The sequence below is a fragment of the Parapedobacter sp. ISTM3 genome (genome assembly GCF_016533505.1).
GTDB lineage: Bacteria > Bacteroidota > Bacteroidia > Sphingobacteriales > Sphingobacteriaceae > Parapedobacter > Parapedobacter luteus.
The window spans coordinates 283,264-306,545 of the sequence record NZ_JAENGN010000001.1; the positions used below are offsets into that span (position 1 = coordinate 283,264).

At 48.5% G+C, this 23,282-nt stretch carries 25 protein-coding genes; 18 read left to right on the forward strand and 7 right to left on the reverse strand.

Annotated elements, in window-relative coordinates:
• Nucleotide 1 precedes the first annotated feature (1 nt).
• The 18 genes from rpmD to JHJ32_RS01330 all read left to right on the forward strand — a co-directional run bounded on the left by rpmD (nt 2) and on the right by JHJ32_RS01330 (nt 12,536).
• Nucleotides 2–181 carry a 50S ribosomal protein L30 gene (gene rpmD / locus JHJ32_RS01245; RefSeq protein WP_079714801.1) on the forward strand — a complete coding sequence of 60 codons (180 nt, stop codon included), beginning with the start codon at nt 2–4 and terminating at the stop codon, nt 179–181.
• Nucleotides 182–240: 59 nt separating this feature from the next.
• The gene (gene rplO, locus JHJ32_RS01250) at nt 241–687 is read left to right on the forward strand and encodes a 50S ribosomal protein L15 (RefSeq protein WP_079714802.1); all 447 of its coding nucleotides are present in this window, start codon (nt 241–243) and stop codon (nt 685–687) included.
• Nucleotides 688–690: 3 nt separating this feature from the next.
• On the forward strand, nt 691–2,025 hold the full coding sequence (secY, locus tag JHJ32_RS01255; RefSeq protein WP_079714803.1) for a preprotein translocase subunit SecY: 1,335 nt from the start codon (nt 691–693) through the stop codon (nt 2,023–2,025).
• Nucleotides 2,026–2,033: 8 nt separating this feature from the next.
• Nucleotides 2,034–2,819 carry a type I methionyl aminopeptidase gene (gene map, locus JHJ32_RS01260; RefSeq protein WP_079714804.1) on the forward strand — a complete coding sequence of 262 codons (786 nt, stop codon included), beginning with the start codon at nt 2,034–2,036 and terminating at the stop codon, nt 2,817–2,819.
• Nucleotides 2,820–2,891: 72 nt separating this feature from the next.
• A complete protein-coding gene (gene infA, locus JHJ32_RS01265; protein WP_013665023.1) occupies nt 2,892–3,110 on the forward strand; it encodes a translation initiation factor IF-1 in 219 nt (72 codons plus the stop codon).
• 39 nt (nt 3,111–3,149) lie between these two features.
• Entirely contained in the window at nt 3,150–3,266 is a 117-nt protein-coding gene (gene ykgO, locus JHJ32_RS01270) for a type B 50S ribosomal protein L36 (RefSeq protein WP_013665024.1), read from the forward strand.
• A 105-nt stretch (nt 3,267–3,371) separates the two neighbouring features.
• Nucleotides 3,372–3,749: a 30S ribosomal protein S13 gene (rpsM, locus tag JHJ32_RS01275; protein ID WP_079714805.1), complete on the forward strand. Its 378-nt coding sequence runs from the start codon at nt 3,372–3,374 to the stop codon at nt 3,747–3,749.
• Nucleotides 3,750–3,765: 16 nt separating this feature from the next.
• Nucleotides 3,766–4,155 carry a 30S ribosomal protein S11 gene (gene rpsK, locus JHJ32_RS01280; protein ID WP_079714806.1) on the forward strand — a complete coding sequence of 130 codons (390 nt, stop codon included), beginning with the start codon at nt 3,766–3,768 and terminating at the stop codon, nt 4,153–4,155.
• Nucleotides 4,156–4,216: 61 nt separating this feature from the next.
• Nucleotides 4,217–4,825, forward strand: a complete 609-nt coding sequence (gene rpsD / locus JHJ32_RS01285; RefSeq protein WP_079714807.1) for a 30S ribosomal protein S4 — start codon at nt 4,217–4,219, stop codon at nt 4,823–4,825.
• An 85-nt stretch (nt 4,826–4,910) separates the two neighbouring features.
• The gene (locus tag JHJ32_RS01290; protein ID WP_079714808.1) at nt 4,911–5,903 is read left to right on the forward strand and encodes a DNA-directed RNA polymerase subunit alpha; all 993 of its coding nucleotides are present in this window, start codon (nt 4,911–4,913) and stop codon (nt 5,901–5,903) included.
• A gap of 148 nt (nt 5,904–6,051) precedes the next feature.
• Complete coding sequence (gene rplQ, locus JHJ32_RS01295; protein WP_200119299.1) at nt 6,052–6,669, forward strand: 50S ribosomal protein L17; 618 nt, start codon at nt 6,052–6,054, stop codon at nt 6,667–6,669.
• 104 nt (nt 6,670–6,773) lie between these two features.
• A complete protein-coding gene (locus JHJ32_RS01300; RefSeq protein ID WP_200119300.1) occupies nt 6,774–7,910 on the forward strand; it encodes an aspartate aminotransferase family protein in 1,137 nt (378 codons plus the stop codon).
• Between the two features lie 63 nt (nt 7,911–7,973).
• Nucleotides 7,974–8,948 (forward strand): acetylornithine carbamoyltransferase, encoded by a 975-nt coding sequence (locus JHJ32_RS01305; RefSeq protein ID WP_200119303.1) that lies wholly within the window; start codon nt 7,974–7,976, stop codon nt 8,946–8,948.
• 8 nt (nt 8,949–8,956) lie between these two features.
• The gene (argB, locus tag JHJ32_RS01310; protein WP_079714812.1) at nt 8,957–9,748 is read left to right on the forward strand and encodes an acetylglutamate kinase; all 792 of its coding nucleotides are present in this window, start codon (nt 8,957–8,959) and stop codon (nt 9,746–9,748) included.
• 41 nt (nt 9,749–9,789) lie between these two features.
• A complete protein-coding gene (gene proC / locus JHJ32_RS01315) occupies nt 9,790–10,593 on the forward strand; it encodes a pyrroline-5-carboxylate reductase (RefSeq protein WP_079715369.1) in 804 nt (267 codons plus the stop codon).
• The gene (locus JHJ32_RS01320) at nt 10,586–11,650 is read left to right on the forward strand and encodes a M20 family metallo-hydrolase (protein WP_079714813.1); all 1,065 of its coding nucleotides are present in this window, start codon (nt 10,586–10,588) and stop codon (nt 11,648–11,650) included. The genes proC and JHJ32_RS01320 overlap by 8 nt, the downstream gene beginning before the upstream one ends.
• 77 nt (nt 11,651–11,727) lie before the next feature.
• Nucleotides 11,728–12,162: a PepSY-like domain-containing protein gene (locus tag JHJ32_RS01325; protein WP_200119307.1), complete on the forward strand. Its 435-nt coding sequence runs from the start codon at nt 11,728–11,730 to the stop codon at nt 12,160–12,162.
• Nucleotides 12,163–12,215: 53 nt separating this feature from the next.
• On the forward strand, nt 12,216–12,536 hold the full coding sequence (locus JHJ32_RS01330) for a heavy metal-binding domain-containing protein (protein WP_079714815.1): 321 nt from the start codon (nt 12,216–12,218) through the stop codon (nt 12,534–12,536).
• On the opposite strand, the gene JHJ32_RS01335 is transcribed toward JHJ32_RS01330, so the two are convergent.
• The 7 genes from JHJ32_RS01335 to JHJ32_RS01365 all read right to left on the reverse strand — a co-directional run bounded on the left by JHJ32_RS01335 (nt 12,526) and on the right by JHJ32_RS01365 (nt 23,129).
• A complete protein-coding gene (locus tag JHJ32_RS01335; protein WP_079714816.1) occupies nt 12,526–13,383 on the reverse strand; it encodes an alpha/beta hydrolase in 858 nt (285 codons plus the stop codon). The two genes, JHJ32_RS01330 and JHJ32_RS01335, sit on opposite strands and share 11 nt — an antisense overlap.
• 211 nt (nt 13,384–13,594) lie before the next feature.
• Nucleotides 13,595–14,686, reverse strand: coding sequence for an NADH:flavin oxidoreductase/NADH oxidase (locus JHJ32_RS01340; RefSeq protein WP_200119309.1), 1,092 nt, complete (start codon nt 14,684–14,686; stop codon nt 13,595–13,597).
• Between the two features lie 74 nt (nt 14,687–14,760).
• Nucleotides 14,761–16,533 carry a cellulase family glycosylhydrolase gene (locus tag JHJ32_RS01345; RefSeq protein ID WP_200119311.1) on the reverse strand — a complete coding sequence of 591 codons (1,773 nt, stop codon included), beginning with the start codon at nt 16,531–16,533 and terminating at the stop codon, nt 14,761–14,763.
• 17 nt (nt 16,534–16,550) lie between these two features.
• The gene (locus JHJ32_RS01350; RefSeq protein WP_200119313.1) at nt 16,551–17,393 is read right to left on the reverse strand and encodes a family 16 glycosylhydrolase; all 843 of its coding nucleotides are present in this window, start codon (nt 17,391–17,393) and stop codon (nt 16,551–16,553) included.
• A 123-nt stretch (nt 17,394–17,516) separates the two neighbouring features.
• Complete coding sequence (locus JHJ32_RS01355) at nt 17,517–18,455, reverse strand: PKD domain-containing protein (RefSeq protein WP_200119315.1); 939 nt, start codon at nt 18,453–18,455, stop codon at nt 17,517–17,519.
• 27 nt (nt 18,456–18,482) lie between these two features.
• Complete coding sequence (locus tag JHJ32_RS01360) at nt 18,483–20,003, reverse strand: RagB/SusD family nutrient uptake outer membrane protein (RefSeq protein WP_200119317.1); 1,521 nt, start codon at nt 20,001–20,003, stop codon at nt 18,483–18,485.
• Nucleotides 20,004–20,015: 12 nt separating this feature from the next.
• Nucleotides 20,016–23,129: a TonB-dependent receptor gene (locus JHJ32_RS01365; protein ID WP_200119319.1), complete on the reverse strand. Its 3,114-nt coding sequence runs from the start codon at nt 23,127–23,129 to the stop codon at nt 20,016–20,018.
• Between the last annotated feature and the right edge of the window lie 153 nt (nt 23,130–23,282).

Genomic DNA, 23,282 nt, shown 5'->3' on the forward strand with positions numbered 1-23,282 from the left:
CATGGCAAAGATCAGAATTACCCAGATTAAGAGTATCATTGATAGAAGCGAGCGCCAAAAGCAGACCATGAAGGCGTTGGGGCTACGCAAAATCAACCATTCTGTCGAAGTAGAGGCTACGCCCGCTATCATCGGTATGGTGCGGAAGGTGAATCACCTTATCGCAATAGAGGAAGTATAATTACGTTTAATCGTTATACCTGTATAGTGAAAGCGAAGGTATAACATAATATCAGAAAGATGAATTTAAGTAATCTAAAACCCGCAGAAGGATCAATCAAAAGCAGGAAGCGTATAGGCCGTGGTACAGGTTCTGGTCGTGGCGGTACGTCTACACGTGGCCATAAAGGAGCGCAATCCCGTGCTGGACATAGCACGAAAATCGGTTTCGAAGGCGGTCAAATGCCATTACAGCGCCGGGTACCTAAATTTGGTTTTAAAAACCCTAATCGGGTAGCGTATGTTGGGATTAACTTAGACGTGTTGCAGGGATTGGTCGAGAAATTTAACTTGGCTACCATAGACTTTGAAACACTTAAATCGCATGGATTGGTTTCCAAGAATGATTTGGTGAAAATTCTGGGTAGGGGAGAATTGACGTCTAAGATAGAAGTAAAGGCGCATGCATTTTCAGCCACAGCACAACAAGCGATTGAAGCTGCAGGGGGCTCGATTGTAAAACTTTAATACATGAAGAAGTTAATCACAACCTTGACCAATATTTGGAAGATCGATGATCTGAGGACGCGTATCTTGAATACGATTTTGTTTCTCTTGATCTATCGTGTTGGATGCCACATCGTGTTGCCTGGCGTCAACCCCGCTGCACTTCAGCACGAAGCAAAAGAAGGGTTGCTCGGTTTGCTCGACATGTTTGCTGGTGGTTCATTTTCCCGTTCAGCAATATTTGCATTGGGGGTAATGCCCTACATTTCGGCGTCCATCGTGGTTCAATTACTCGGGATAGCTGTACCCTATTTTCAAAAAATGCAAAAGGAGGGTGAGAGTGGGCGGAAGAAGATGAATCAGATCACCCGCTACCTTACGTTGGCTATTACGTTGGTACAGTCTATTGCTTATGTACGTACCCAGATTGACGGTGGTGCCAAGATGATAGCTGATCCGATGTTTACTATCCTATCGGCTTTTGTACTGACGGCAGGTACGTTGTTCGTTATGTGGTTGGGCGAGCGGATTACCGACAAAGGTATCGGCAATGGTATTTCATTGATCATCATGACGGGCATCATTGCCCAATTGCCAAGCGGTATTACCGCCGAGTGGTTTTCCCGGATGAGTACTGGTGGCGGAGGCCCGATTCCATTGTTACTGGAGTTTGTAGCCTTGTTTTTCGTTGTGATTTTTACTATCCTCATTGTGCAGGGCGTACGCAAGATACCCGTACAGTATGCCAAGAAAATTGTTGGTAATAAGCAGTACGGTGGTGTCAGGCAGTATATACCGTTGAAAGTGAATGCAGCCGGCGTAATGCCGATTATTTTTGCGCAGGCCATCATGTTTGTACCCATGAGCCTTAGCCAGTTTTTTCCGGACCTGCAATCTTCTTTCCTGACGTCGCTCAGCAATTATACTTCGGTAGCGTATAATGTAACGTTTGCTGTCTTGATTATTGCATTTACGTTTTTCTACACGGCAATCATGGTCAATCCGCAGCAGATGTCGGAAGACATGAAGAAGAATGGCGGTTTTATCCCGGGTGTAAAGCCAGGGCAAGCGACCAACTTCTACATTGATAGCGTGATATCTAAAATCACGTTACCTGGTGCGATTTTTTTGGCTATCATCGCCATCTTACCAGCAATAGCAAGTCTTTTTGGCGTGAATAATCAATTCGCCCATTTTTACGGTGGTACATCCCTGCTCATTTTGGTGGGGGTTGTCCTTGATACGCTGCAACAAATCGAAAGTCATCTGTTGATGCGTCATTATGACGGATTGATGAAGACCGGCCGCATAAAAGGACGCACTCCTGTGGCATCGGGACCCACCCAATCGGTAATATAGTCTTTAGCATGTCTAAAGTATATTATAAGTCGGCCGAAGATGTTGAGCAACTGCGAAAGTCAGCTACCGTGCTTTCGCAGTTGCTTGGTGAAATCGCCAGGGAAATTAGGCCAGGGATTACGACATTGGCTTTGGATAAATTGGCTTATGATTATATCCATGATCATGGCGGGCGCCCGGCTTTTCTAAACTATAATGGATTTCCCAACTCATTATGTATCTCGGTCAATGACCAGGTTGTCCATGGCATCCCGAGCGATTACGAACTTCGGGAAGGCGATATCGTTTCGGTAGATGGTGGTGTCGAATTAAACAACTTTATCAGTGATTCAGCATACACGTTCGCGGTAGGCGAAGTGGCGCCGGAGGTAGATCGGCTTCTTCGTGTGACATTGGAGTCGCTAAATCTAGCCATCAAACAAGCTGTAGCCGGCAAGCGGGTCGGAGACGTGGCTTATACCGTGCAGGAGCATGTTAGTCAATACGGCTATGGTATTGTTCGCGAGCTTGTTGGCCATGGGGTCGGATACAAGCTTCATGAAAAGCCAGAGATTCCCAACTATGGCAAACGCGGCACAGGGACAAAACTTGAAGAGGGGCTTGTGATCTGTATTGAGCCCATGATCAATATGGGTAAGGCTGGAGTAAAGTTTTGGGATGATGGATGGACGGTGAGTACAGCCGATGGCAAGCCGTCGGCACATTATGAGCATATGGTGGCTATACGTAAGGGGGTACCCGATGTCCTAACCACTTTTGCTTATATTGAAGAAGTTTTGAATAAAAAGGGTTGACATTCAGTTTTTTTTGCTTATCTTTGCATCCCTGTTTGTGCAGGGGTATAATTGGATAATAATCAAGACTATATGGCTAAACAAGCCTCAATCGAGCAAGACGGAGTCATTAAAGAAGCGCTATCAAACGCCATGTTTCGCGTGGAGTTGGAAAATGGGCACGAAATTATTGCCCATATCTCGGGAAAAATGCGGATGCATTACATTAAGATATTGCCGGGGGATCGCGTGAAGTTGGAAATGTCTCCCTACGATTTGACCAAAGGAAGAATTACGTATCGATATAAATAAAAAGCGGAAGGGACGCCGCTTAATCAGTAACATAAGATCATGAAAGTCAGAGCATCCATTAAAAAGCGTAGTGCGGATTGCAAGATTATCCGTCGCAAAGGAAAGGTATTTGTAATTAATAAAAAGAACCCCAAGTTTAAACAACGTCAGGGATAGGAAATCTTAGGTTTTAGATTTTGGATTTACGATTGCCAACAAAGATAGGTAGTAGGTCACCAATCTAAAATCTAAAATCTAAAATCGTAAATCACTAAATAAAATATGGCACGGATCGCAGGTATAGATTTACCTAAAAACAAAAGAGGAGAAATAGGCCTCACATACATTTACGGGATTGGCCGTTCGACGGCGCAGCGTATTTTGACAAAGGCAGGCATCGATTTCGATGTCAAGGTGCAGGATTGGGATGACGATCAGTTGACGGCTATCCGCACCGTTATCAACGATGAGATCAAGGTGGAAGGTGCTCTTCGCTCGGAAGTGCAGCTGAACATTAAACGCCTGATGGATATCGGTTGTTACCGTGGCCTTCGTCACCGTAAGCACCTGCCGGTTCGTGGCCAACGTACAAAGAACAACTCACGTACCCGCAAAGGGAAGCGTAAGACTGTCGCAAATAAGAAAAAAGCTACTAAATAATAATTGAGAAGAGACAATGGCTAAGACTAAAAAGGTAAGCAAGAAGCGTATTGTTGTCATTGAGCCGGTTGGTCAGGCGCATATCAACGCTACTTTTAATAATATTATCGTTACGCTTACTAACAACCAAGGGCAGACCATATCGTGGTCGAGCGCAGGCAAAATGGGCTTTAAGGGTTCTAAGAAAAACACCCCTTATGCAGCTTCTCAGGCAGCTTCTGATTGCGGCAAGGTAGCGCACGATTTAGGGTTGCGTAAGGTAGAAGTTTTTGTGAAAGGGCCGGGTGCAGGACGCGAGTCGGCCATTCGGACGTTGCAAAACTCGGGTATTGAGGTGACGTCTATCAAAGACATCACGCCGCTGCCCCACAACGGATGCCGCCCCCCGAAACGTAGACGAGTATAATTTTTTTAAAGCTAAGATTCTTCAGCTACAGGCTGAATGATACTTTAAAACCAACAACTATATGGCGAGATATACAGGACCAAAGTCCAAAATTGCCCGGAAATTTAGAGAACCTATTTTCGGGCCTGACAAAGCATTAGAACGTAAAAACTACCCTCCCGGCCAGCACGGGGTTTCAAAGCGGAGAGGAAAGCAATCCGAATATGCGGTGCAATTGCTTGAGAAGCAAAAAGCGAAATATACCTACGGTATATTGGAGCGTCAGTTTGCCAACTTATTCGCCAAGGCATCTTCTAAACATGGCATCACCGGTGAAGTATTCTTAAAGCTTCTTGAAGCTCGTTTGGATAATACGGTGTACCGGTTGGGTATAGCCGCAACGCGTTCGGCTGCTCGCCAACTGGTGAGCCACAAGCATATTACGGTAAACGGCGAGGTGGTCAATATTCCGTCATACAGCCTTCGCCCAGGAGATGTCATTGCGGTACGTGAGCGCTCGAAATCCCTTGAAGCGATAGCAAACGCTGTCGCCGGCCGTAAGCTAAATAAATTTAGCTGGTTGGAGTGGGACGCTAATGAGTTGACCGGCAAATTCCTAAATTATCCGGAACGCGCTGAGATTCCTGAGAATATCAAGGAAAACTTAATTGTCGAGTTGTACTCCAAATAAGTAACACGTGAGGATAGCATAGCCTTTTGGGTTATGCTATCCTGCGGTTTAGCAATTTTTGTAAACAAACATTAAGAATAAGTAAATGGCAATCTTAGCATTTCAAAGACCTGATAAAGTTATCATGCAGAAATCAACGGATTTCGATGGCACGTTTGAATTTCGTCCATTAGAGCCGGGTTTCGGTGTGACCATCGGTAATGCTTTACGCCGTATTCTATTGTCCTCACTTGAAGGATATGCAATTACGTCGGTTCGTTTCTCAGGTGTATCGCACGAGTTTTCTACCATAAAGGGTGTCGTGGAAGACGTTACCGAGATCATTTTGAACCTTAAGCAGGTCCGTTTCAAGAAAACTGGGGAGATGGGTGACTCTGAAAAGATCTTTATGGTTGTTAATGGGCAAGATCAATTAACAGCCGGAGATATCACGAATTTTTCCAACAACTTTACCGTATTGAATCCGGATTTGGTAATCTGCAATATGGAAAGCTCTGTAACCCTCGAATTAGAACTCAATGTAGCAAAAGGGCGGGGATATGTCAATGCTGAAGAAAATAAAGTAGTTGACGGTCCAGTTGGCCTTATTGCTGTGGATTCTATTTTCACGCCGATAAAGAATGTAAAATATACCATCGAAAACTACCGGGTCGAGCAAAAGACAGACTACGAGAAATTGTTGTTGGATATATCGACAGACGGTTCCATTCATCCGGAAGATGCATTAAAGGAGGCTGCCAAAATTCTCATTCAGCACTTTATGTTGTTCTCAGATGAAAATATGCTGCTTGAGTCGCAGGCTAAGGAGGAAACGAAGGTGGTAGATGAAGAGATCCTGCACATGCGCAAGATTCTGAAAACAGAGCTGGTGGATCTCGACTTGTCTGTGCGTGCACTCAACTGCTTAAAAGCGGCCGACATCCGCACACTTGCCGAGTTGGTAACATACGATGTTGCGGATATGCTTAAGTTTAGGAACTTCGGTAAAAAATCGTTGAGCGAGATTCAGGAATTAGTAAAATCTAAAGGCTTGTCATTTGGAATGAATTTGTCGAAATACAAGCTTGACGAAGAATAAATAAATAGTTAGCGACCTGTTGCATAATTCCCCTTGAAGGGAGCAAAGACCCAAGGAACAAAGTTCAAAGAAAAACCGCATAGTCTTTAACCCTTGTTCCATAATCTCTGTTCCGAAAAAAGGACGGTATGCACAAATTTAAAGAAAAATGAGACACGGAAAAAAATTCAACCACTTAGGCCGCACAGCAAGCCATCGTAAAGCGATGTTAGCCAACATGGCCACTTCGCTGATTAGGCACAAGCGTATCACTACGACATTGGCTAAGGCTAAAGCCTTGCGCCAATATGTAGAACCTTTAATCACCAAATCCAAGAACGACACGACGCATTCACGGCGTACAGTGTTCAGCTACTTGCAAGACAAGGAAGCTGTGACTATACTTTTCCGTGAGATATCTGAAAAGGTAGCTAATCGCCCAGGGGGCTATACACGGATCATCAAGATGGAAAACCGTTTGGGAGACAACTCCGAAATGGCATTCATTGAACTGGTCGACTACAATGAGGTATATAAGAAGGATGGTGCTGTTACTGAGCGGAAGTCTACCCGACGACGCGGCGGTAAGAAAAAGGCCGGAGCAGGAGCCAGCGAAGCAGCCGCTGCCGGGTCGGTGGCGGAAAGCACTGCTGAAGAGGTGGTAGCTGAGCCAGTTGACGCTGAATCCCCTGCAACGCCGGAAGAGCCGGTTGCTGAAGCAACCGATGCGCAAGAAAACACCGCTGAAACGGAAGAAACTCCAAAGGACGAGAAGAAAGAGGACTAAGCGATTAATCAGGTGTAAAGAGTTGAACCCGTTTTTTGTTTACGAAAAACGGGTTTTTTATTGCAACCAACTACATTGAATACTATTTTTACTTTTGATAAGGCATGAACCTATTTGACGTATATCCAATTAACCCCATTGCGGTCACCAAAGCGAAAGGTAGCATCGTCTGGGATGCCGACGGAAATGAATACCTTGATTTGTATGGCGGCCATGCCGTAATCTCCATCGGCCACACCCATCCCCACTACGTCCGGCGAATCACCGAGCAGTTGAATCAAATTGGATTTTATTCGAATTCTATAGAGATACCGCTGCAGCGGCAGCTGGCCGATTTGCTGGGTAGCGTTTCGGGCAAATCTGATTTTCAGTTGTTCCTATGCAATTCGGGCGCCGAGGCCAATGAAAATGCGCTGAAGTTGGCTTCGTTTCACAATGGCCGAAAAAAGGTCATCGCTTTCAAAGGCGCATTTCATGGACGTACCTCGCTGGCTGTGGCAGCGACAGACAATCCGAAGATTATTGCGCCCGTAAATGAGACGAGCAATGTTGTTTTTCTGCCGTTTAATGATGAAGAAGCATTAGAAAGCGCGTTCGCGGCCTTTGGCGAGGAAATAGCTTCGGTTATCATTGAGGGGATCCAAGGGGTTGGTGGAATCCAGGTGGCTTCTCCGCAGTTTTTAAAGAAGATCCGTGCGCTGACCGAGGAATATGGCGCAGTATTCATTGCGGATTCCGTCCAATGCGGATATGGGCGCACGGGTAATTTCTACGCTCATGATCATGCCGAGGTTGAAGCAGACATTTATAGCATGGCCAAAGGGATGGGCAATGGTTTTCCCATTGGGGCTATTGCCATATCACCGAAGATTAAACCGTGGTTTGGCATGTTGGGTACCACCTTCGGCGGCAATCACCTTGCTTGCGCTGCAGCACTGGCCGTCTTGGAGGTGATGCAACAGGACGACTTGATGCGGAACGCTGCTGACGTGGGCGCATATTTAATCAACGAGCTGCGTGCCTTTGATCGCATACAGGAAGTGCGGGGCATGGGACTGATGATTGGTATTGACCTGCCAGCCGAGCTGAATATGGTCAAGCGGGATTTATTGGTTAAAAACCGTATCTTCACCGGCGAAGCCAAGCCAAATGTGATTCGACTGCTTCCGGCTTTGAGTATGAGTAAACTACATGCAGACCGCTTTTTGGAAGCGTTTGACGAGCGGCTTAAAAATTTTTAGCGTTAGATTAGCGATTTTTGATATACTCGCCTGCCATAAGGCCGGCAATTTCAATATAGTGTGATGAAGCAGTTTTTTTCGGTGGCTGATGTAGCCAACCTCCCGGACATTGTAGATGAAGCGTTGCGCTTAAAAAACAATCCTTTTGTATATGGTCAATTGGGGACGCATAAGACATTGGGATTGGTTTTCCTAAACCCGAGCCTGCGTACACGCCTAAGTACACAGAAAGCAGCCGCCAATTTGGGGATGAATGTCATGGTTATGAATATGGATAAAGACGGGTGGGCGCTTGAAACGAGAGATGGCATAGCTATGAATGGTACGACCGTAGAGCATATCCGCGAGGCGGCTGCTGTAATGGGACAGTATTGTGACGTTCTCGGCATACGTTCATTCCCGAAGCTACAGGATCGGGAAGCCGATTATAGTGAAGATTTATTCCAGAAGTTTATCGCTTATAGCGGTGTGCCGGTGGTCAGCTTGGAGAGCGCCACCCGTCACCCTTTGCAAAGCCTCACCGACCTTATCACCATCCGAGAAAATTGGCACCAATCCCGGAAGCCAAAGGTTGTGATGGCGTGGGCGCCGCATGTCAAAGCTTTGCCGCAGGCGGTACCTAATTCGTTCGCCGAGTGGATGTGCAGGGCGCAGGGCGAAGGCATGGCGGAATTCACGATTGCCCATCCGCCGGGCTATACATTGTCCGAGCAATTTACCCATGGTGCCACAATCACCCATGTACTGGATGACGCACTAGCTGATGCAGACTTCGTCTATGTGAAGAACTGGTCCTCCTATGAAGATTATGGGAAAATCCATCCGGTCAGCGGTCAATGGATGCTGGACCATTCCCGGTTGGCGCTTACCAACCAGGCCAAGATTATGCATTGTTTACCCGTGCGCCGGGACGTAGAGCTGGCCAGCGAAGTATTAGATAGCCCGCATTCCATAGTCATTCAGCAAGCCGGTAACCGCGTATGGGCCGCCCAGGCGGTATTGAAACGTATGCTCGAACAATTATCGGTGGATAAATAAGTAATACGATGCTCGCGAAATTATGGGTAATTAAAATCGGGGGGAATATAATCGACCATCCCGAAGGGTTAAGTCGCTTTCTTGAACGCTTTTCTTACTTGAAGGGAAACAAGATTTTGGTGCATGGAGGAGGAAAGATTGCAACTCGGATTGCGGCCGATCTTGGTGTTGAGGCCAAGCTGGTAGACGGCCGCCGCATTACGGATGAAGCCATGTTGCGTATCGTGACGATGGTATATGCTGGGTTGACAAATAAACAGCTGGTGGCTAAGCTGCAATCGCATAAGTGCAATGCCATAGGGCTTAGCGGGGCCGATGGCAACGCTATCAGAGCAGTGAAGCGGCCGGTGAAGGAGATAGATTATGGGTTGGTTGGGGATATTCTACCCAATTCGGTCGATGCAGAAGCGATAGCCACACTGTTGGATCATGGTTTTGTTCCGGTTTTTTCGGCGATTACACATGATGGGCACGGGCAACTGCTCAACACGAATGCTGATACCATCGCTGCGGCCTTGGCTGTGGCCCTGTCTGACCGATATACAACCTCATTGGTGTATTGCTTTGAAAAACCGGGAGTGCTTCGTGATATCAACGATGAGGCGTCTGTCATACCTCAAATACGGGCTGGGGAGTTTGAACAATTAAGATCATCAGGAATCATTGCCGATGGCATGGTGCCGAAATTACATAACGCATTTGAGGCGATCGCTAAAGGGGTAGCCGAGGTGTGCATCGGCCATGCCGATGACGTGCTCTTACTGCGTGAGCAACAGTTTGGTACGCGAATGATCAGGTAATGGTATCCCCGCAATGGACAATTGATAACTTTTTAACGAAAATGAGCAAAATAACCATTATTGGAAGCGGTAACATCGGCCTATCATTGGCCCGTGGATTAGTAAATAAGGCATACTGTAAAGCAGACGACATTACCTTGACGCGACGGAGCCTCAAATCACTAAGCGAGGAGGCCGCAAATGGGTTTAAAGTCAGTGATAACAATAAAGTGGCCATTTATGACGCCGAGGTCATCGTCTTGGCAGTGCTGCCACAACAGCTCAAAAAAGTATTGGAAGAGATTGCCCCAGCAGTATCGCCGGAAAAGCAAATTGTGGTGTCGGTGGTATCCGGTGTTACCTGTGCCGACGTGCGCGATAAGCTGGGCAACAACATGCAAGTGATCCGTGCTATGCCCAATACCGCCATCGCTATTGGGCAATCGATGACCTGTATTGCTTCCGATAATGCCTCGGATGAACAACTCAACCGGGTGAAACAGCTGTTTGAAACGGTGGGGGCTGTTGTGACCATTAACGAAGATCTCATGACGTCCGCGACTGCGTTATGCGCCTGTGGTATCGCTTTTTTCCTTCGCAGTATTCGTGCAGCCTCACAGGGGGGCGTTGAAATCGGATTCCACGCACACGATGCGCTGAAAATGGCTGTCCAGACTGCCAAAGGCGCTGCCGATTTATTGTTGCAGACGCAAAGCCATCCCGAAAGTGAAATCGACAAGGTAACCTCACCTAAGGGCTGTACCATTGCCGGGTTAAATGAGATGGAACACAATGGGTTCAGTTCTGCATTCATTAAAGGCATAAAACTGTCCGCACTCAAGGCCGGAGGACTGTATAATGATTGAAAAGCTCATACACGATAGCACCAATCTTCTTCGTGACCTCATCCGTATCCCTTCGTTTAGTAAGGAAGAAAACCAAACGGGGGATACCATAGCGCGGTTTTTGCAGCAGCGGGGGGTACGCACTTATCGGAAGATGAACAATATATGGGCGTATAATAAGTTTTTTGATCCGGCAAAACCGACTATCTTGCTCAATTCCCACCACGACACAGTAAAGCCGAATACAGGTTACACACGTAACCCGTTTTCGCCTGATATCGAGGATGGCAAGTTATACGGATTGGGAAGTAACGATGCAGGTGGCTGCCTCGTTTCGTTGATAGCTACCTTTCTCCATTTTTATCCGCAGGAGGGACTCCACTATAACTTTTGCCTTGCTGCTACAGCAGAGGAAGAAATATCGGGTACGAACGGGCTGGAACTGGTCATTCCCGATTTGGGCCCATTGGATTTTGCGATTGTAGGAGAGCCTACGCTTATGCAACTGGCTGTAGCCGAACGGGGACTGATGGTGCTGGATTGCACCGCGTACGGCACTGCCGGGCATGCAGCCCGCGAAGAAGGGGATAACGCAATCTATAAAGCACTTAAGGACATCGAATGGTTTATCAGTTACCGCTTCCCTAAGGAGTCTGAGGAATTCGGTCCGATTAAAATGAGTGTTACCGTGATTCATGCAGGGTCGCAGCATAACGTGGTACCAGCTACGTGCGAATTTGTGGTGGACATCCGTGTAACGGATGCATATCGCAATGAAGAAGTGCTCGATATCATCCGTCAGCATGTAAAATGTGAAGTAAAACCACGTTCTGTACGGCTCAAACCGTCATCGATACCCAAGGAACATCCGGTCGTGCAGGCTGGCCTGGCGTTTGGACGCAAAACGTACGGATCGCCGACCACCAGTGATCAGGCACTGCTGGATATTCCATCGCTTAAGCTCGGACCTGGCGACTCCGCGCGCTCACATATGGCCGATGAGTTTATCTACCTGGATGAAATAGGAGAAGGCGTTCGGTTATACACCGCCATACTTGATAAAGTGGTAAACGGATAGTCCGGCGAGATTTTTTCACGTTTGTATAAGGGTAGGCCGCCCTTAAGTTGTCTGGTCTGAAATCAAACAAAACAAACATGGAAAAAGTAATTAAGCTGACGATGCTCATAGGCATCACACTGGTGTCATTTACCGCTTGCGACAAGGAACGTGTTATCGAGACAGACGAACTTCCATCCAACGCCCGGACTTACATAGCCCTGCATTTTCCAGATTATGAAATTATCCAGGTAGTAAAGGAGCGCGACGATTTAAAAACGACATATCAAGTCTTTCTCGATGAAGGGTTTGAGCTTGACTTCGACAAAAAAGGCGCTATAACAAGTGTGGAAGGAACAAATAAACTGCCCGACAGTGTTATTCCCGACAGGATACTTGCCTACGTGAACGTGACATATCCGGATGATTTTGTTGTGGGCTGGGAGCTGGATGGGGCCGGGCAGGAAATTAAGCTTTCTAATCGCATGGAGTTGAAATTCGACAAAGATGATAACTTTCTACGGATTGACTGACGAGGCATGTAACTTTTCCCTTTGCATGGCATCCAATTGAAAACGGAAAAGTTATGCTGGTTACGACAACACCTCAGGTAGAAGGAAAACGGATAGTAAAGTATATCGGTTTGGTGAGTGGTGAAACCATTATTGGCGCCAATTTCTTCAGGGATATTTTTGCCGGGATACGTGATATCGTCGGCGGACGGTCGGGTTCATATGAAAAGGTACTACGCGAGGCAAAGGAAACGGCAATTTATGAAATGCAACAGTATGCCGCTTCACTGGGAGCCAACGCAGTGGTCGGCGTTGATTTGGATTACGAAACCGTGGGTAGCGGTGGAAGTATGTTGATGGTTACAGCGAGTGGTACGGCTGTGATTATTGAGTGACGGCCGGACTGTAAAAACGTTGCAATCCCTTCATAAAACTAAGCTGACCGGTATCCATGTGGTCTAGGAAATTATAAATAAATGCGTTCAGATATAAGTTCGGGACGCTTTGGTGATTAAACAGCACTGTTAATTTCTGTAAGGGGCTTAACGTCCACTCTTCGTTTTCTAGTCCGCCGGCCGTTATGATGACATTCAGTTTTTCCCTCGGATGAGCTGAGGCCAGTTCTTCAGGTAATTGATAAAGGTAAAAATCATTGTACCACAGCGAGGGGCTTGCTGAAACGATGTTTGAGAAGATCTGGTGCCCCATTTGCGTTTGCTGCAGCAATGCAAAAAGTGCAAAATAGCCGCCAAATGAATGTCCCAAAAGTGTCCGTTGGGTAGTGTCCACTCGTAAATCTGCCTCCAGGTAAGGCAAAAGCTCATCCGTGATAAAACGGTAAAAATCCAATCCACCTCCTGGAGCATCAAGTTCGTCGGTTTCCAGTGATTGGGGGTAAAGCAAGTCCCGCATTCGTAGTGCGTCCATCTTCTGGAAGTCGCCATAGCCGATACCGACTAAGATTATAGGAGGTAGCAGGCCTGTCATCTCATACTGGCGCATTAATGGCGCCAATGTCGGGAAGTAAAAGTCACCGTCGATCAATAATGCAATGGGATAATGTTTGTCCGGCTCGGTTGTGTATTCCTTTGGTGTCTGAATGCTTATTGTGAAGGTATCGCCGACGACCTTCGAATGAAGTTCAACGGACTGGGCGATACAATAATGCTGAGGTTGGCTCAATTGAGCGACGCTGAATAGCGGCAGGCATGAGAAAAGGGCAAGTGCAACGATATTTTCCATGGCTTACTGATTAAGTGAGCGTAAAAATAGATGCCTAATTTTCAGTAGCCTAATGATTTAACTTTTTTAACAACTTTTACATATTTTAACAAAGGCATGCGTACGCCGGACTATTAAAGCATGACTGCCGGTTTTTCCGGTGAGCCCGATGAGTTCGGCGTGTAGGCGGCAAACAGCCGCGAGGCCCGGTGATGGCGTGAGTCCGATGAGGTCAACGACCCAAAGGCGGCTTAGCCCGTAAATACTGAAGCGGCCACGTTACATCTTCACCTACTTGGGTAGCTGCCTGGATCGCAAAGTAGGGATTCCGCAGCAGCTCCCGTCCGAGCAGTACCACGTCTGCCTCGCCTTCCGTAAGAATGGCTTCCGCTTGCGGTGCGGTGGTAATCAATCCGACAGCCGCGGTGAGCATGTCGCTTTCCTTACGGATACGTTCTGAAAAAGGCACTTGATAACCGGGAGTTGCGGGGATTACCGCCCGCGGTACCATTCCCCCGGATGATACGTCTATTACCTCCACCCCGTGGCCTTTCAATACGGTAGCCAGTTGAATACTTTGGGGCAAGTCCCATCCATCCGCCACCCAATCCGTAGCTGATAAGCGTACCCACAACGATACGTCTTTTGGGATAGCCGAAGCGACAGCGTCGACCACTTCAATCAGTAAGCGGATGCGGTTTTCAAAAGGTCCTCCGTAGCCATCGGTACGTTGATTGGATAATGGCGAAAGAAATTGATGAAGTAAGTAGCCGTGGGCTGCATGTATTTCAATAAGTTGGTAGCCGGCGCGAACCGCGCGTCGCGCCGCTTCAACAAAGTCCCTGATCACCTTTGTGATGGCGCGGTTGTCCATGGCCTGCGGTGCATCATCGTCTTTAGCAAAAGGTATAGCAGAAGGCGCAAGTGGGCGCCAAGCGTGTTTACCTGCTTTGATTTGCTTGCCTCCCAGCCAAGGCTTTTCCGCGCTTGCCTTTCGCCCGGCGTGCGCTAATTGGATGCCTGGGATAGCGCCTTGCTGCTTGAGGAAAGCGGTGATACGGTGAAGCGCGGTGATATGCCCGTCTTCCCAAATACCGAGGTCGCCATAGGTAATGCGTCCTTCGGGGCTTACGGCCGTCGCCTCCTGAATGACGGCCGACACGCCGCTGACAGCCCTACTGCCCAAGTGGACGAGGTGCCAGTCATTGGCAAATCCGTCTTCTGCGCTGTACTGGCACATGGGTGATACCACGAGGCGGTTTTTTAAGGTCAGCCCACTGTTGGGCAACGAAAGCGGTGAAAATAATATCGTGTTTGATGACATGTCCGAGTTGCTATTTCGCTTCCAAAATTAGCGATATCAGCATTGCGATATGTCATTGGCTTGTCGTCTTATGGTTAGTCAAATGTCATGGATTTAAAGTTAAAGCCTCCTGTTTCGGCAACAATGCGTATGCGGTGTTGTCCCGGGGAGAATTCCGGCAGTTGTATCGGGATGGTAGCCCATGTCTGCCCACCACCCGTGGCAGGCACTTCAATAGGTTCGGACAGAATTTTACCATTGATCATCACGATGATGCGGCCACCGTCAGTTTCGCTGGCTACGTTAAGCAATAGCTGCGCTATTCCTTCTTCCGCTATATTCAATGTGTATTGCAGCCATTCGCCGTTTTCGATATGGAAGACATAGTAGCCGGACGTATCGGCCTGAATGTCCACCCCGTCATTCCGGTAACTTCGGCCGCGGTTGCCCTGTGTGTTCATGCCGGGGGTATAGTGGTAGCTGGCGGTGTCGGTATCGTAGTAGGCTACGCGTTGCCGGCCCAAATCGAAGTCGGCAGCATTCAGTACGGTGCCCTTGCGAATTGCATGGTTTTTGAAGGCCAGCGCATCATGTGAATAGACCTGCCGGAACATGGCGTCTACCACATCACGATGGAAAATGTTGTTTTCCAGCTTGAGATTTTCCAACCATTGGTTCAATATGCGCAGCGCCTCTTCGTGTGAAGGTTTTTTGCCCTTGCCAGACCAGTAATCCAGCAACGCTGTATAACCTTCGGGGGGAGTGATTTCCAAGGGCTGATTGATGCCCATTTTTTTATTTTGCCACCAAGCCCAGCCGATGCCATTTTGTTCGCATAGCGCAATCGCTTCGGTAAACCAGGTGTTTGAATTTTCACCCGATTCGCCCAGCCATAGCGGGATATCATGCTCATCGCGCAGGTCGAGGAAGCGCTGGATGGATGCTTCGGTATTCGGGTTGCCATATTTATGGAAACTAAGCACCAGATTGTCGTCCCACTTGGGAAAGATGCCGTTGTAGTTGTTGGCGAAGCCATTGCCCTCCAAGAAGATGATGTGGTTGCTGTCTACTTCGCGTATGGCCCGGGTGACGTCTACCAGAAATTGCCGCAGCGGCACATTGGTCTGCTCGGCAGTACCCCTGAAATCAGCAGCATCCTCAAAACCCCAATTGGTTTCATTAAGCACATCATACCCGCCTATCCATTCTTCGTCGGCATAACGCTCAGCCAGCTTACGCCAGAGGGCGATGGTTTTCCGGCGGTTGGCCTCGCTCTCCCAAAAGGAGGGCTTATCGGGGTTGCGGTCCGAGATATTCAAGTCATTGCCTTGCCCTCCGGGGGCGGCATGGAGGTCGAGAATGAGGTACATCCCGTTGGCCTTGCACCAAGTGAGCAGGCTATCCGTGAGGGCAAACCCCTTTTCCAACCAGGTGTTTTCGCCAGTGACAGGCTCATCTTCCACGGGCAATGTATACAAGTTGTAATGCATAGGGAGCCGGATGGAGTTGAATCCCCACGCAGCCATTGAATCGATATCGATGCGTCGCGTATGGTTGACCAACCATTCGTTGTAAAACCGATCAGTCTCTTCCTTGCCTACGACATCTTCAATGCTTTCACGTATGCGATACTGCTGTCCGAGAAAGCCAAGCCTAAACATGTAACCCTCCTGAAGCATCCATCCGCCGAGGCCCATACCACGTAGTATAATGGTATCACCTTGTCCATTTACAATGTGGTGGCCCTGGGCGCGCAGAAAATTTTTCTTTGGCCCTTGGCAACATACGAACAGGACACAGCAGAATAAGATGGCCAGCGTAGCGGATATATTAGGCTTAGCGTCAGGTTTGACAACGTGTGTGTTCATTTTGCAATACGGTTAAGCTAGTTTTCGACCAAATTATAAACACGCACATAATCGACTTCCATGCGTGCTGGAAACGCACCATCGTCGACTCCCTGTTGGCCGCCCCAATTTCCGCCCACAGCGATGTTGATGAGCCAGTGGAATTTCTTGTCAAACGGCCATACTTGGAAACCGCCACCTTCATTGGGAAAGTTAAAGATGGGCATATCGTCTACGTATCCACGGATATAAGCCGGTGTCCAATCCACCCGATAGCGATGGAAATCCGTGGTTGCATGTTCTATCTTTCGAGTTGCGGTCTTCTGTGTGCCGATCGCATGGTTGTATGCTTCGGTATGCACACTTATGTGAACCACATCTTGATCATGCCCCACATGTTCGAGGATGTCGATTTCTCCCGATGCCGGCCACCCGCCATAAGCCCAGTCGGTGGGTAGCATCCATACGGCCGGCCATGTGCCGATACCAGCAGGAACCTTAGCCCTCACTTCAAACCGACCATATAAAAAGTCAGCCTTGCCGCGGCTTACCAGCCGTGCTGAAGTAAAATTCAACCCTTCATAGTCTTCTTTAATGGCCGTGATCGTGAGTACGCCATTTCCAACTTGGGCGTTTTCCAAACGCTTTTCGGTGTAATATTGCAGTTCGTTATTTCCCCAGCCATTGTTTTCAGATCCCACATCATAGCTCCATTTACTTTCGTCAGGAAGGCCTTCGTAATCAAATTCGTCGGACCAGGAAGGGGTGCTTTCGAAGGTGTATTCCGTAGGTTGCGGCGGTTCCGGCATCGGGATATTCGGTTTTGGAGACTCACTGGCGCAGGCCAAAAACAGGATAGGGATTAAAAAAAGACGTATCATGCGAAAATTATTTATGAAGTGTTACAGCGTTCTATTGCCCCGCTCATTAAGGGCCTAACAATGCAATCCGGCGGAATGAACCATGCCGGATTGCCAAACTAACGATAAAATTATAAAAAAACATCAGTAGGAACGTAAAGTGAAGGTCCACCAACCAGGACCGCCGATATTTACGCCGATTTTGAGGATGTCGTAGCCCTCGCCGTTTACATTCTGTTCCATCGCAAGGATATCGTAGGTCACCGAGTTTCCAACGGGGCCACCTGGTGTCTCTCCGCCATTATGCGCTTTCTTGACGCCGATGTGTGCGCCTCGCCCGTTCAACCGCAGTTGGCCAAGTCCGTTGATGCCCGCGCCCTCTATGACAGAAAAGGAAAATGTCCCCGAATCCCAAGCTGCTTGATCACCGGTCAGGTTACTGGCCGGCTCGCAAGCAGTTGATCCAGTACCGAGATAGCCATCAGCAAATAAATCGCCCTTGTTGTCATAGGCAAATGTGCCTTGCGCATCAAATCTAAACGTAAATTCGTCGTTAAACTCACAAGCACGTGCTTGGACATCTCCGGCACCACTTGACCACCAATTGCCATTATCAGGCCCTTCACCTACTTTGAATGCGCCCGCCTCAGGGTTGAGCCGCCAAACTTTTTCTGTACATCCGGCAATGAAACCCAACGGTCTATCCGGGCTGCAGGCGGTGGGGTCGTTTTGGGCGATAGTTACCTGTTTAGTGATGGTAGATGTACCGCCTTTGCCAGCAACTAACAACGTGACGTCATATGTGCCCTCAAAAGTAAGGCGTATAGTAGCCGTATCCCCCCGGAAAGTCTGTCCCGTGTTTTCGACAGTCCAATATGCAATCGTGGGTGTCGAAGTGGTGTTGATAAGTTGCACAGTATTGCTGCCTTCGGCAACCACGGCCTGGAAATCGGCGCTGGGCAGCTGGCCGAGCGAGAGGTCCTCAGTTTCGTCTGAACATCCGGCAAACAGCAATAGTACCGTAACCACATGTAGCGTTTTTGAGATAACGCGCTTGATGTATTTTTGATGCTTATATATCATGGCTTTTCGATTGGGTTATTTGATTGATTATTTCGTCCCACCCCACTCTACGCTCTGTTCGATTTGCGTATTTTCGAGTTCAAGCAGGGGTATAGGCAGGATTTCATGTCGTCCTGCGACAAAACCGCGTGACGCCAATGCGGTAGCTGCATCGCCCCATCGCACAAGGTCAAACCAACGGTGCCCTTCGCCTACCAGCTCCAGGCGACGTTCGCGTTTAATGTTGTCAAACGTTGCTGCTATGGGCCCTAAGCCTACACGGTGGCGTACAGCGTTGAGCAAGGCAGCCGCCCGGGTCGCATTGCCGCCGCCACGGACCAATGCTTCCGCTTCAAGCAGATAGGTATCGGCGAGCCGTATCTCATACATATTCTGCGGGAAGTTGAGTTCGGGACTGCCCGCACCTGTCCAGCGGTCTTTTTCCCGCCCGGCGAATTTTTCAAGAAAATAGCCGGTGTTCATGTACCCTTTTTCATAAGTCGCTAAGCCGTTTGCTTCCAAGCTGTCCAAGTTGGCTACGGTGTGCGGGTTGCGCGGATCGTAGTGTATTTCATCAAACAATTGCGGTGTGATGGGGAGGAAACTCCAGCCAGACACGTAGTCAGGTGCCCCAGGGCGGGGATTATAATTGCGTGGGCCGACCATGATGTTCATCACATTACCCTCGGTACAAGACACACAGCCCCAGTCACCTACAGAGGTGTTGGTAAACGATATTTCAAAAATAGATTCGCTGTTGAATTTATTGGATACTTCAAACAGATCGCCGAAGTTGTCAAGCAGTCTATAGCCGTATTGGCTGGTGCTGCCCGGCTCGCCATTCACTTGTGCCAACTGCTCGGCGGCGGGGCCGAATTTTTCCTGTTGCAGGTAGACCTTGCCGAGCAATGCTCTGGCCGTGCCTTGCGTAGCGCGGCCCCCCTCGGTCGCTACAGGTATGGTCGGTGGAAGCGCCGGTATCGCATCAAGTAAATCTTGTTCAATAAGTGCATACACATCGGCGGGGGGCGCCTGGGTGACGTTATACATTTGGTCGGTTGCTACCGGTTCCGTAAATAACGGGATATTCTTGAATAAGCGTACCAAATCAAAATAAAAGTATGCCCTCAGGAATTTGGTTTCCGCCGTAAAGCGTGCTTTTTCGTTTTCGTCCATAGGAATATCAGGCAATTTTTGAAGCAAGATATTGGCTCGGAAAATGCCTGAGAATCCTTTGCGCCACAACTCTTCCTGTGGCCCTTGTGCCGGGGTAAGTGAATAATCAGACCAAACCTGTAGGTTCGTCACGTCATTTGGCCCGCCACCGCCGGCATAATGATCATCTGAGGCAGCACTCACGGCGTTGATCTTGGTGACATAGCCACCGCCTTGCCAGCCGACCACGTCATAAACAGCCACCAAGCCATTAAAAGCTTCCTGCCTGTTTCGGTAGTAGTTGGCTTCAAGGTCGGTCCCCCGAGGTTTCACATCAAGGAAGGAATCGCTGCATGCACTGCCCAGTAAGGCGACGGTGCAGCTGTAAAAGAAATATTTTATCGTCTTATTCATCGTATTCGTAGTTTAAAAGCCCACATTTAATCCAATCATGAATGACCGTGCTTGAGGATAAATCCCCCGGTCGATACTCATCACGCCGCCGCCTATTTCGGGGTCATAGCCCGTATACCTGGTCAGCGTAAAAAGGTTTTCGCTCATGATGTAAACCCGCGTTTTCTGCAGTCCAATTTTTCGGGATACCTGAGGTGGCAATGAATAGCCCAGCTGGAGCGTCTTCAACCTAAAATAAGCGCCATCTTCCAGGTAAAAGTCGGACGGGTTGGTGAAGTTGTCATTCGGGTCAGCATCGTTCAAACGCGGGAAGGTATTGCTGGAACCCGGTCCAGTCCATCTGCCCAACGCTTTGCGCTGGTAGTTTGCGGTAGACATATCCAAACGGCGCAGCCCCTGGAAAATTTTATTGCCTGCCACACCTTGTCCAAAGATAACAGCATCAAAACCACGCCATGCCATGCTGATCGTAAGACCATAAGTCCAATTCGGTGTTGGGTCGCCGATGAATGTGCGATCGTCTTCGGTAATTGAGCCATCGCCGTTGACGTCGGCCCATTTGAAATCGCCGGGGCTTGCGTTGGGTTGAATTAAACCGCCTTCGCTGTTGACATAGTTGTTGATTTCTTCTTGTGTCTGGAAGATACCGAGGGTTTGAAAGCCAAAGAAGGAATTAAACGCTTGGCCTAAAGCGGTACGCGTGATGGGATAACTGGATGACTGGAAGCTTTGACCGCCTGAAAGATAGCTTATGCCGGTTCCCAAGTTCGTTACTTCATTCTTGAGGTAAGACACATTGCCATCTACCGAAAAGCTGAATTGGCCAACTTGGTTACGGTATCCCAATTCCAGTTCTACGCCAGCATTGCGCATGTCTGCGATGTTTGCAGCCGGATTGGAAATTGCACCGACGTAGCCGGGAATGCGCGGGTTCTGTAAAATGCCTGAGGTGACTTTACGGTACCAATCGAAGGTTATGTTGAAGTTTTGCAGCACTATGGCATCGAAGCCAATGTTTGTTTGGCTGGTCTCTTCCCATCGCAGGTCGGGATTTGATGGTGCATTGGGGCTATAGCCCACAAAATAGCTTCCGGATGTACCTATGGTATAGTTTCTGCCGCTCCCGATGGTAGATAGAAAAGCAAAATCGCCGATGTTATCATTGCCGACCACGCCATAGCCCCCCCGTATTTTCAGGGAGTTGATGATGGTGTTGCCCGTAAGGAATTCTTCATTGGATACATTCCAGCCCAGGGAAAAAGACGGAAAAACTCCATAGCGATTATTGGCGCCAAATCGGGAAGAACCATCGCGGCGTACCAATGCTTCCGCGATGTACCGCTCTTTGTAGTTGTAATTTACCCGGGCAAAAAGAGAAGATACCGTATGACCTGATCCCTCCGAACCTGATGAATTCCGCTGATCGGTAGGGACGTTGTAGTTGAGCGAGGCATCATCAAAATTATCGGCGGGCACATTGAAGTATGTTACACTAAGTCCGCGCGCCTGGCTATCTTTATATGCGCCTTGTCCTATAAGAAAGGTAAAGTTGTGGTCATTGAAGCCATGTGTATACGATATCGTATTTTCGAGATTCCAGTCAAACCCGCGGTTCATTCCCCTATTGAAGGAGGTCTGTGAGCTGATGGTCGTGGGGTTGAGGTAAAAGATCGGTGTGAAGCTTTCCGAGCCCCAGTAGGACAATTTCGTGCCGAATGTGGAGCGGAATGTGAGTCCTTCGATAGGGGATATTTCCGTGTACACGTTGCCTACGATATTGTCCGACCAGCCGTTGTTGCCCAAACGGGTCTGTATATAGGCTAAGGGATTGGTCATCTCTTGGGCGACGATATCCGAAATTCCGTAGGGATTGCCAAAGGCATCGCGCACTACAGGATTATTCGCATACTTGGAAGCTGACGCCTCTGTTGGGTCGGTAATTACCGCCTTCGTGATGGGATCCAAATTGATGGCGGAACTCAACGGCCCGCCAAATTCGCTGTTTGTGTTACCCAATCCGATTGACTTATCGTGGGCGTACCCGAGATTTTGTCCAATTTTCAGCCAACTTGTAATTTTATGTTCAGAATTGAGACGGATGTTTGTCCGTCGGTATTTGGAAATATCGGTGGCAACGATGCCGTCCTGGCCCAGGTATCCAAACGAGGCATAGAATGTAGAACGTTCATTACCTCCACTTATGCTGAATTCATGATTGTGCCGCTGGGCATTATCATTGAAGATTTGCTTCTGCCAATCAGTTCCAACGCCGTAGGCGGCAGGGTCGGGAAAAGGCATACTGTTTCCCGCAGCTAACGAGGCCTCGTTACGTAGCGTCGCGTATTCCGTGGCATTTAGCAGGCTCAGCTTTTTTGCTGGAGCGGAAACCCCATAAAAACCATTGTAATTAATTCTGATGCCACCTGCCTGGCCCTTTTTGGTGGTGACCAGAATAACTCCCGCTGCCGCACGCGCACCGTATATGGCTTGTGACGATGCGTCCTTTAACACTTCAATGGATTCGATATCTGATTGATTGAGGTAGCCGATACCACCTGCATCCACGACCACGCCATCCACGACCCAAAGCGGATTATTGTTTCCAAATGTGGTGATACCCCGTACCCGGATGGTGGAGGCTGATCCAGGCTGTCCGGAGCTTGCGGCAATGGTAAGGCCGGAGGTCCGTCCCTGGAGCGATTGTTCGATTCGCGTAATGGGCATGGTTTCCAAGTCACTGGCTTTTACGCTGCTGATAGCACCTGTGACAACACTCTTTTTCTGTGTGCCATATCCGACAACGACGACCTCGTCTAAGGTGCTTGACTCGTCTTCCAGTGTCACATTGATGGTGCCGCTTTGCGTTACTTCAATGTGTCGTGTGACCATGCCCAATTGCCGGAAAACTAATGTCGATCCGGCTTCAAGAGAGATGACGTAGTTGCCATCGTCATCGGTGCTGGTTGCCATCGTTGAGCCCTGAACAGCTACCGTCACACCCGAAAGGGGCCTCCCGTCTGCCGCTGCTGTAACCTTGCCCGTCACTTGCAGGGTTTGTGCGGCAAGCACCAACGGCGACAAGCAAACACAGAGCACGATGAATGCATGTAAAACTCTTTTTTTCATAATGACTGAACTTATTAATATGGTTAAAAATTGGTTTTGCTTTTTTTTACACACTTGGCGCGAAAAAGCAAAGGCAAAGCTATCATGTAGATTTTAACAAGACCTATCCGCTCGTTCTACAATACCCCTACAAAAATCAAAGGGGTGGGCATT

What these genes read in the sequence shown, in the direction of transcription:
- JHJ32_RS01305 (WP_200119303.1), top strand. Translation starts at nt 7,974, where the DNA reads ATGAAGCAGTTTTTTTCGGTGGCTGATGTAGCCAACCTCCCGGACATT.
- JHJ32_RS01300 (WP_200119300.1), top strand. Translation starts at nt 6,774, where the DNA reads ATGAACCTATTTGACGTATATCCAATTAACCCCATTGCGGTCACCAAA.
- JHJ32_RS01350 (WP_200119313.1), bottom strand. Translation starts at nt 17,393, where the DNA reads ATGATACGTCTTTTTTTAATCCCTATCCTGTTTTTGGCCTGCGCCAGT.
- secY (WP_079714803.1), top strand. Translation starts at nt 691, where the DNA reads ATGAAGAAGTTAATCACAACCTTGACCAATATTTGGAAGATCGATGAT.
- rpmD (WP_079714801.1), top strand. Translation starts at nt 2, where the DNA reads ATGGCAAAGATCAGAATTACCCAGATTAAGAGTATCATTGATAGAAGC.
- argB (WP_079714812.1), top strand. Translation starts at nt 8,957, where the DNA reads ATGCTCGCGAAATTATGGGTAATTAAAATCGGGGGGAATATAATCGAC.
- rpsK (WP_079714806.1), top strand. Translation starts at nt 3,766, where the DNA reads ATGGCTAAGACTAAAAAGGTAAGCAAGAAGCGTATTGTTGTCATTGAG.
- rplQ (WP_200119299.1), top strand. Translation starts at nt 6,052, where the DNA reads ATGAGACACGGAAAAAAATTCAACCACTTAGGCCGCACAGCAAGCCAT.
- JHJ32_RS01355 (WP_200119315.1), bottom strand. Translation starts at nt 18,455, where the DNA reads ATGATATATAAGCATCAAAAATACATCAAGCGCGTTATCTCAAAAACG.
- rpsD (WP_079714807.1), top strand. Translation starts at nt 4,217, where the DNA reads ATGGCGAGATATACAGGACCAAAGTCCAAAATTGCCCGGAAATTTAGA.
- JHJ32_RS01320 (WP_079714813.1), top strand. Translation starts at nt 10,586, where the DNA reads ATGATTGAAAAGCTCATACACGATAGCACCAATCTTCTTCGTGACCTC.
- JHJ32_RS01335 (WP_079714816.1), bottom strand. Translation starts at nt 13,383, where the DNA reads ATGGAAAATATCGTTGCACTTGCCCTTTTCTCATGCCTGCCGCTATTC.
- JHJ32_RS01290 (WP_079714808.1), top strand. Translation starts at nt 4,911, where the DNA reads ATGGCAATCTTAGCATTTCAAAGACCTGATAAAGTTATCATGCAGAAA.
- proC (WP_079715369.1), top strand. Translation starts at nt 9,790, where the DNA reads ATGAGCAAAATAACCATTATTGGAAGCGGTAACATCGGCCTATCATTG.
- JHJ32_RS01345 (WP_200119311.1), bottom strand. Translation starts at nt 16,533, where the DNA reads ATGAACACACACGTTGTCAAACCTGACGCTAAGCCTAATATATCCGCT.
- JHJ32_RS01340 (WP_200119309.1), bottom strand. Translation starts at nt 14,686, where the DNA reads ATGTCATCAAACACGATATTATTTTCACCGCTTTCGTTGCCCAACAGT.
- rplO (WP_079714802.1), top strand. Translation starts at nt 241, where the DNA reads ATGAATTTAAGTAATCTAAAACCCGCAGAAGGATCAATCAAAAGCAGG.
- map (WP_079714804.1), top strand. Translation starts at nt 2,034, where the DNA reads ATGTCTAAAGTATATTATAAGTCGGCCGAAGATGTTGAGCAACTGCGA.
- infA (WP_013665023.1), top strand. Translation starts at nt 2,892, where the DNA reads ATGGCTAAACAAGCCTCAATCGAGCAAGACGGAGTCATTAAAGAAGCG.
- JHJ32_RS01365 (WP_200119319.1), bottom strand. Translation starts at nt 23,129, where the DNA reads ATGAAAAAAAGAGTTTTACATGCATTCATCGTGCTCTGTGTTTGCTTG.
- rpsM (WP_079714805.1), top strand. Translation starts at nt 3,372, where the DNA reads ATGGCACGGATCGCAGGTATAGATTTACCTAAAAACAAAAGAGGAGAA.
- JHJ32_RS01360 (WP_200119317.1), bottom strand. Translation starts at nt 20,003, where the DNA reads ATGAATAAGACGATAAAATATTTCTTTTACAGCTGCACCGTCGCCTTA.
- JHJ32_RS01325 (WP_200119307.1), top strand. Translation starts at nt 11,728, where the DNA reads ATGGAAAAAGTAATTAAGCTGACGATGCTCATAGGCATCACACTGGTG.
- ykgO (WP_013665024.1), top strand. Translation starts at nt 3,150, where the DNA reads ATGAAAGTCAGAGCATCCATTAAAAAGCGTAGTGCGGATTGCAAGATT.
- JHJ32_RS01330 (WP_079714815.1), top strand. Translation starts at nt 12,216, where the DNA reads ATGCTGGTTACGACAACACCTCAGGTAGAAGGAAAACGGATAGTAAAG.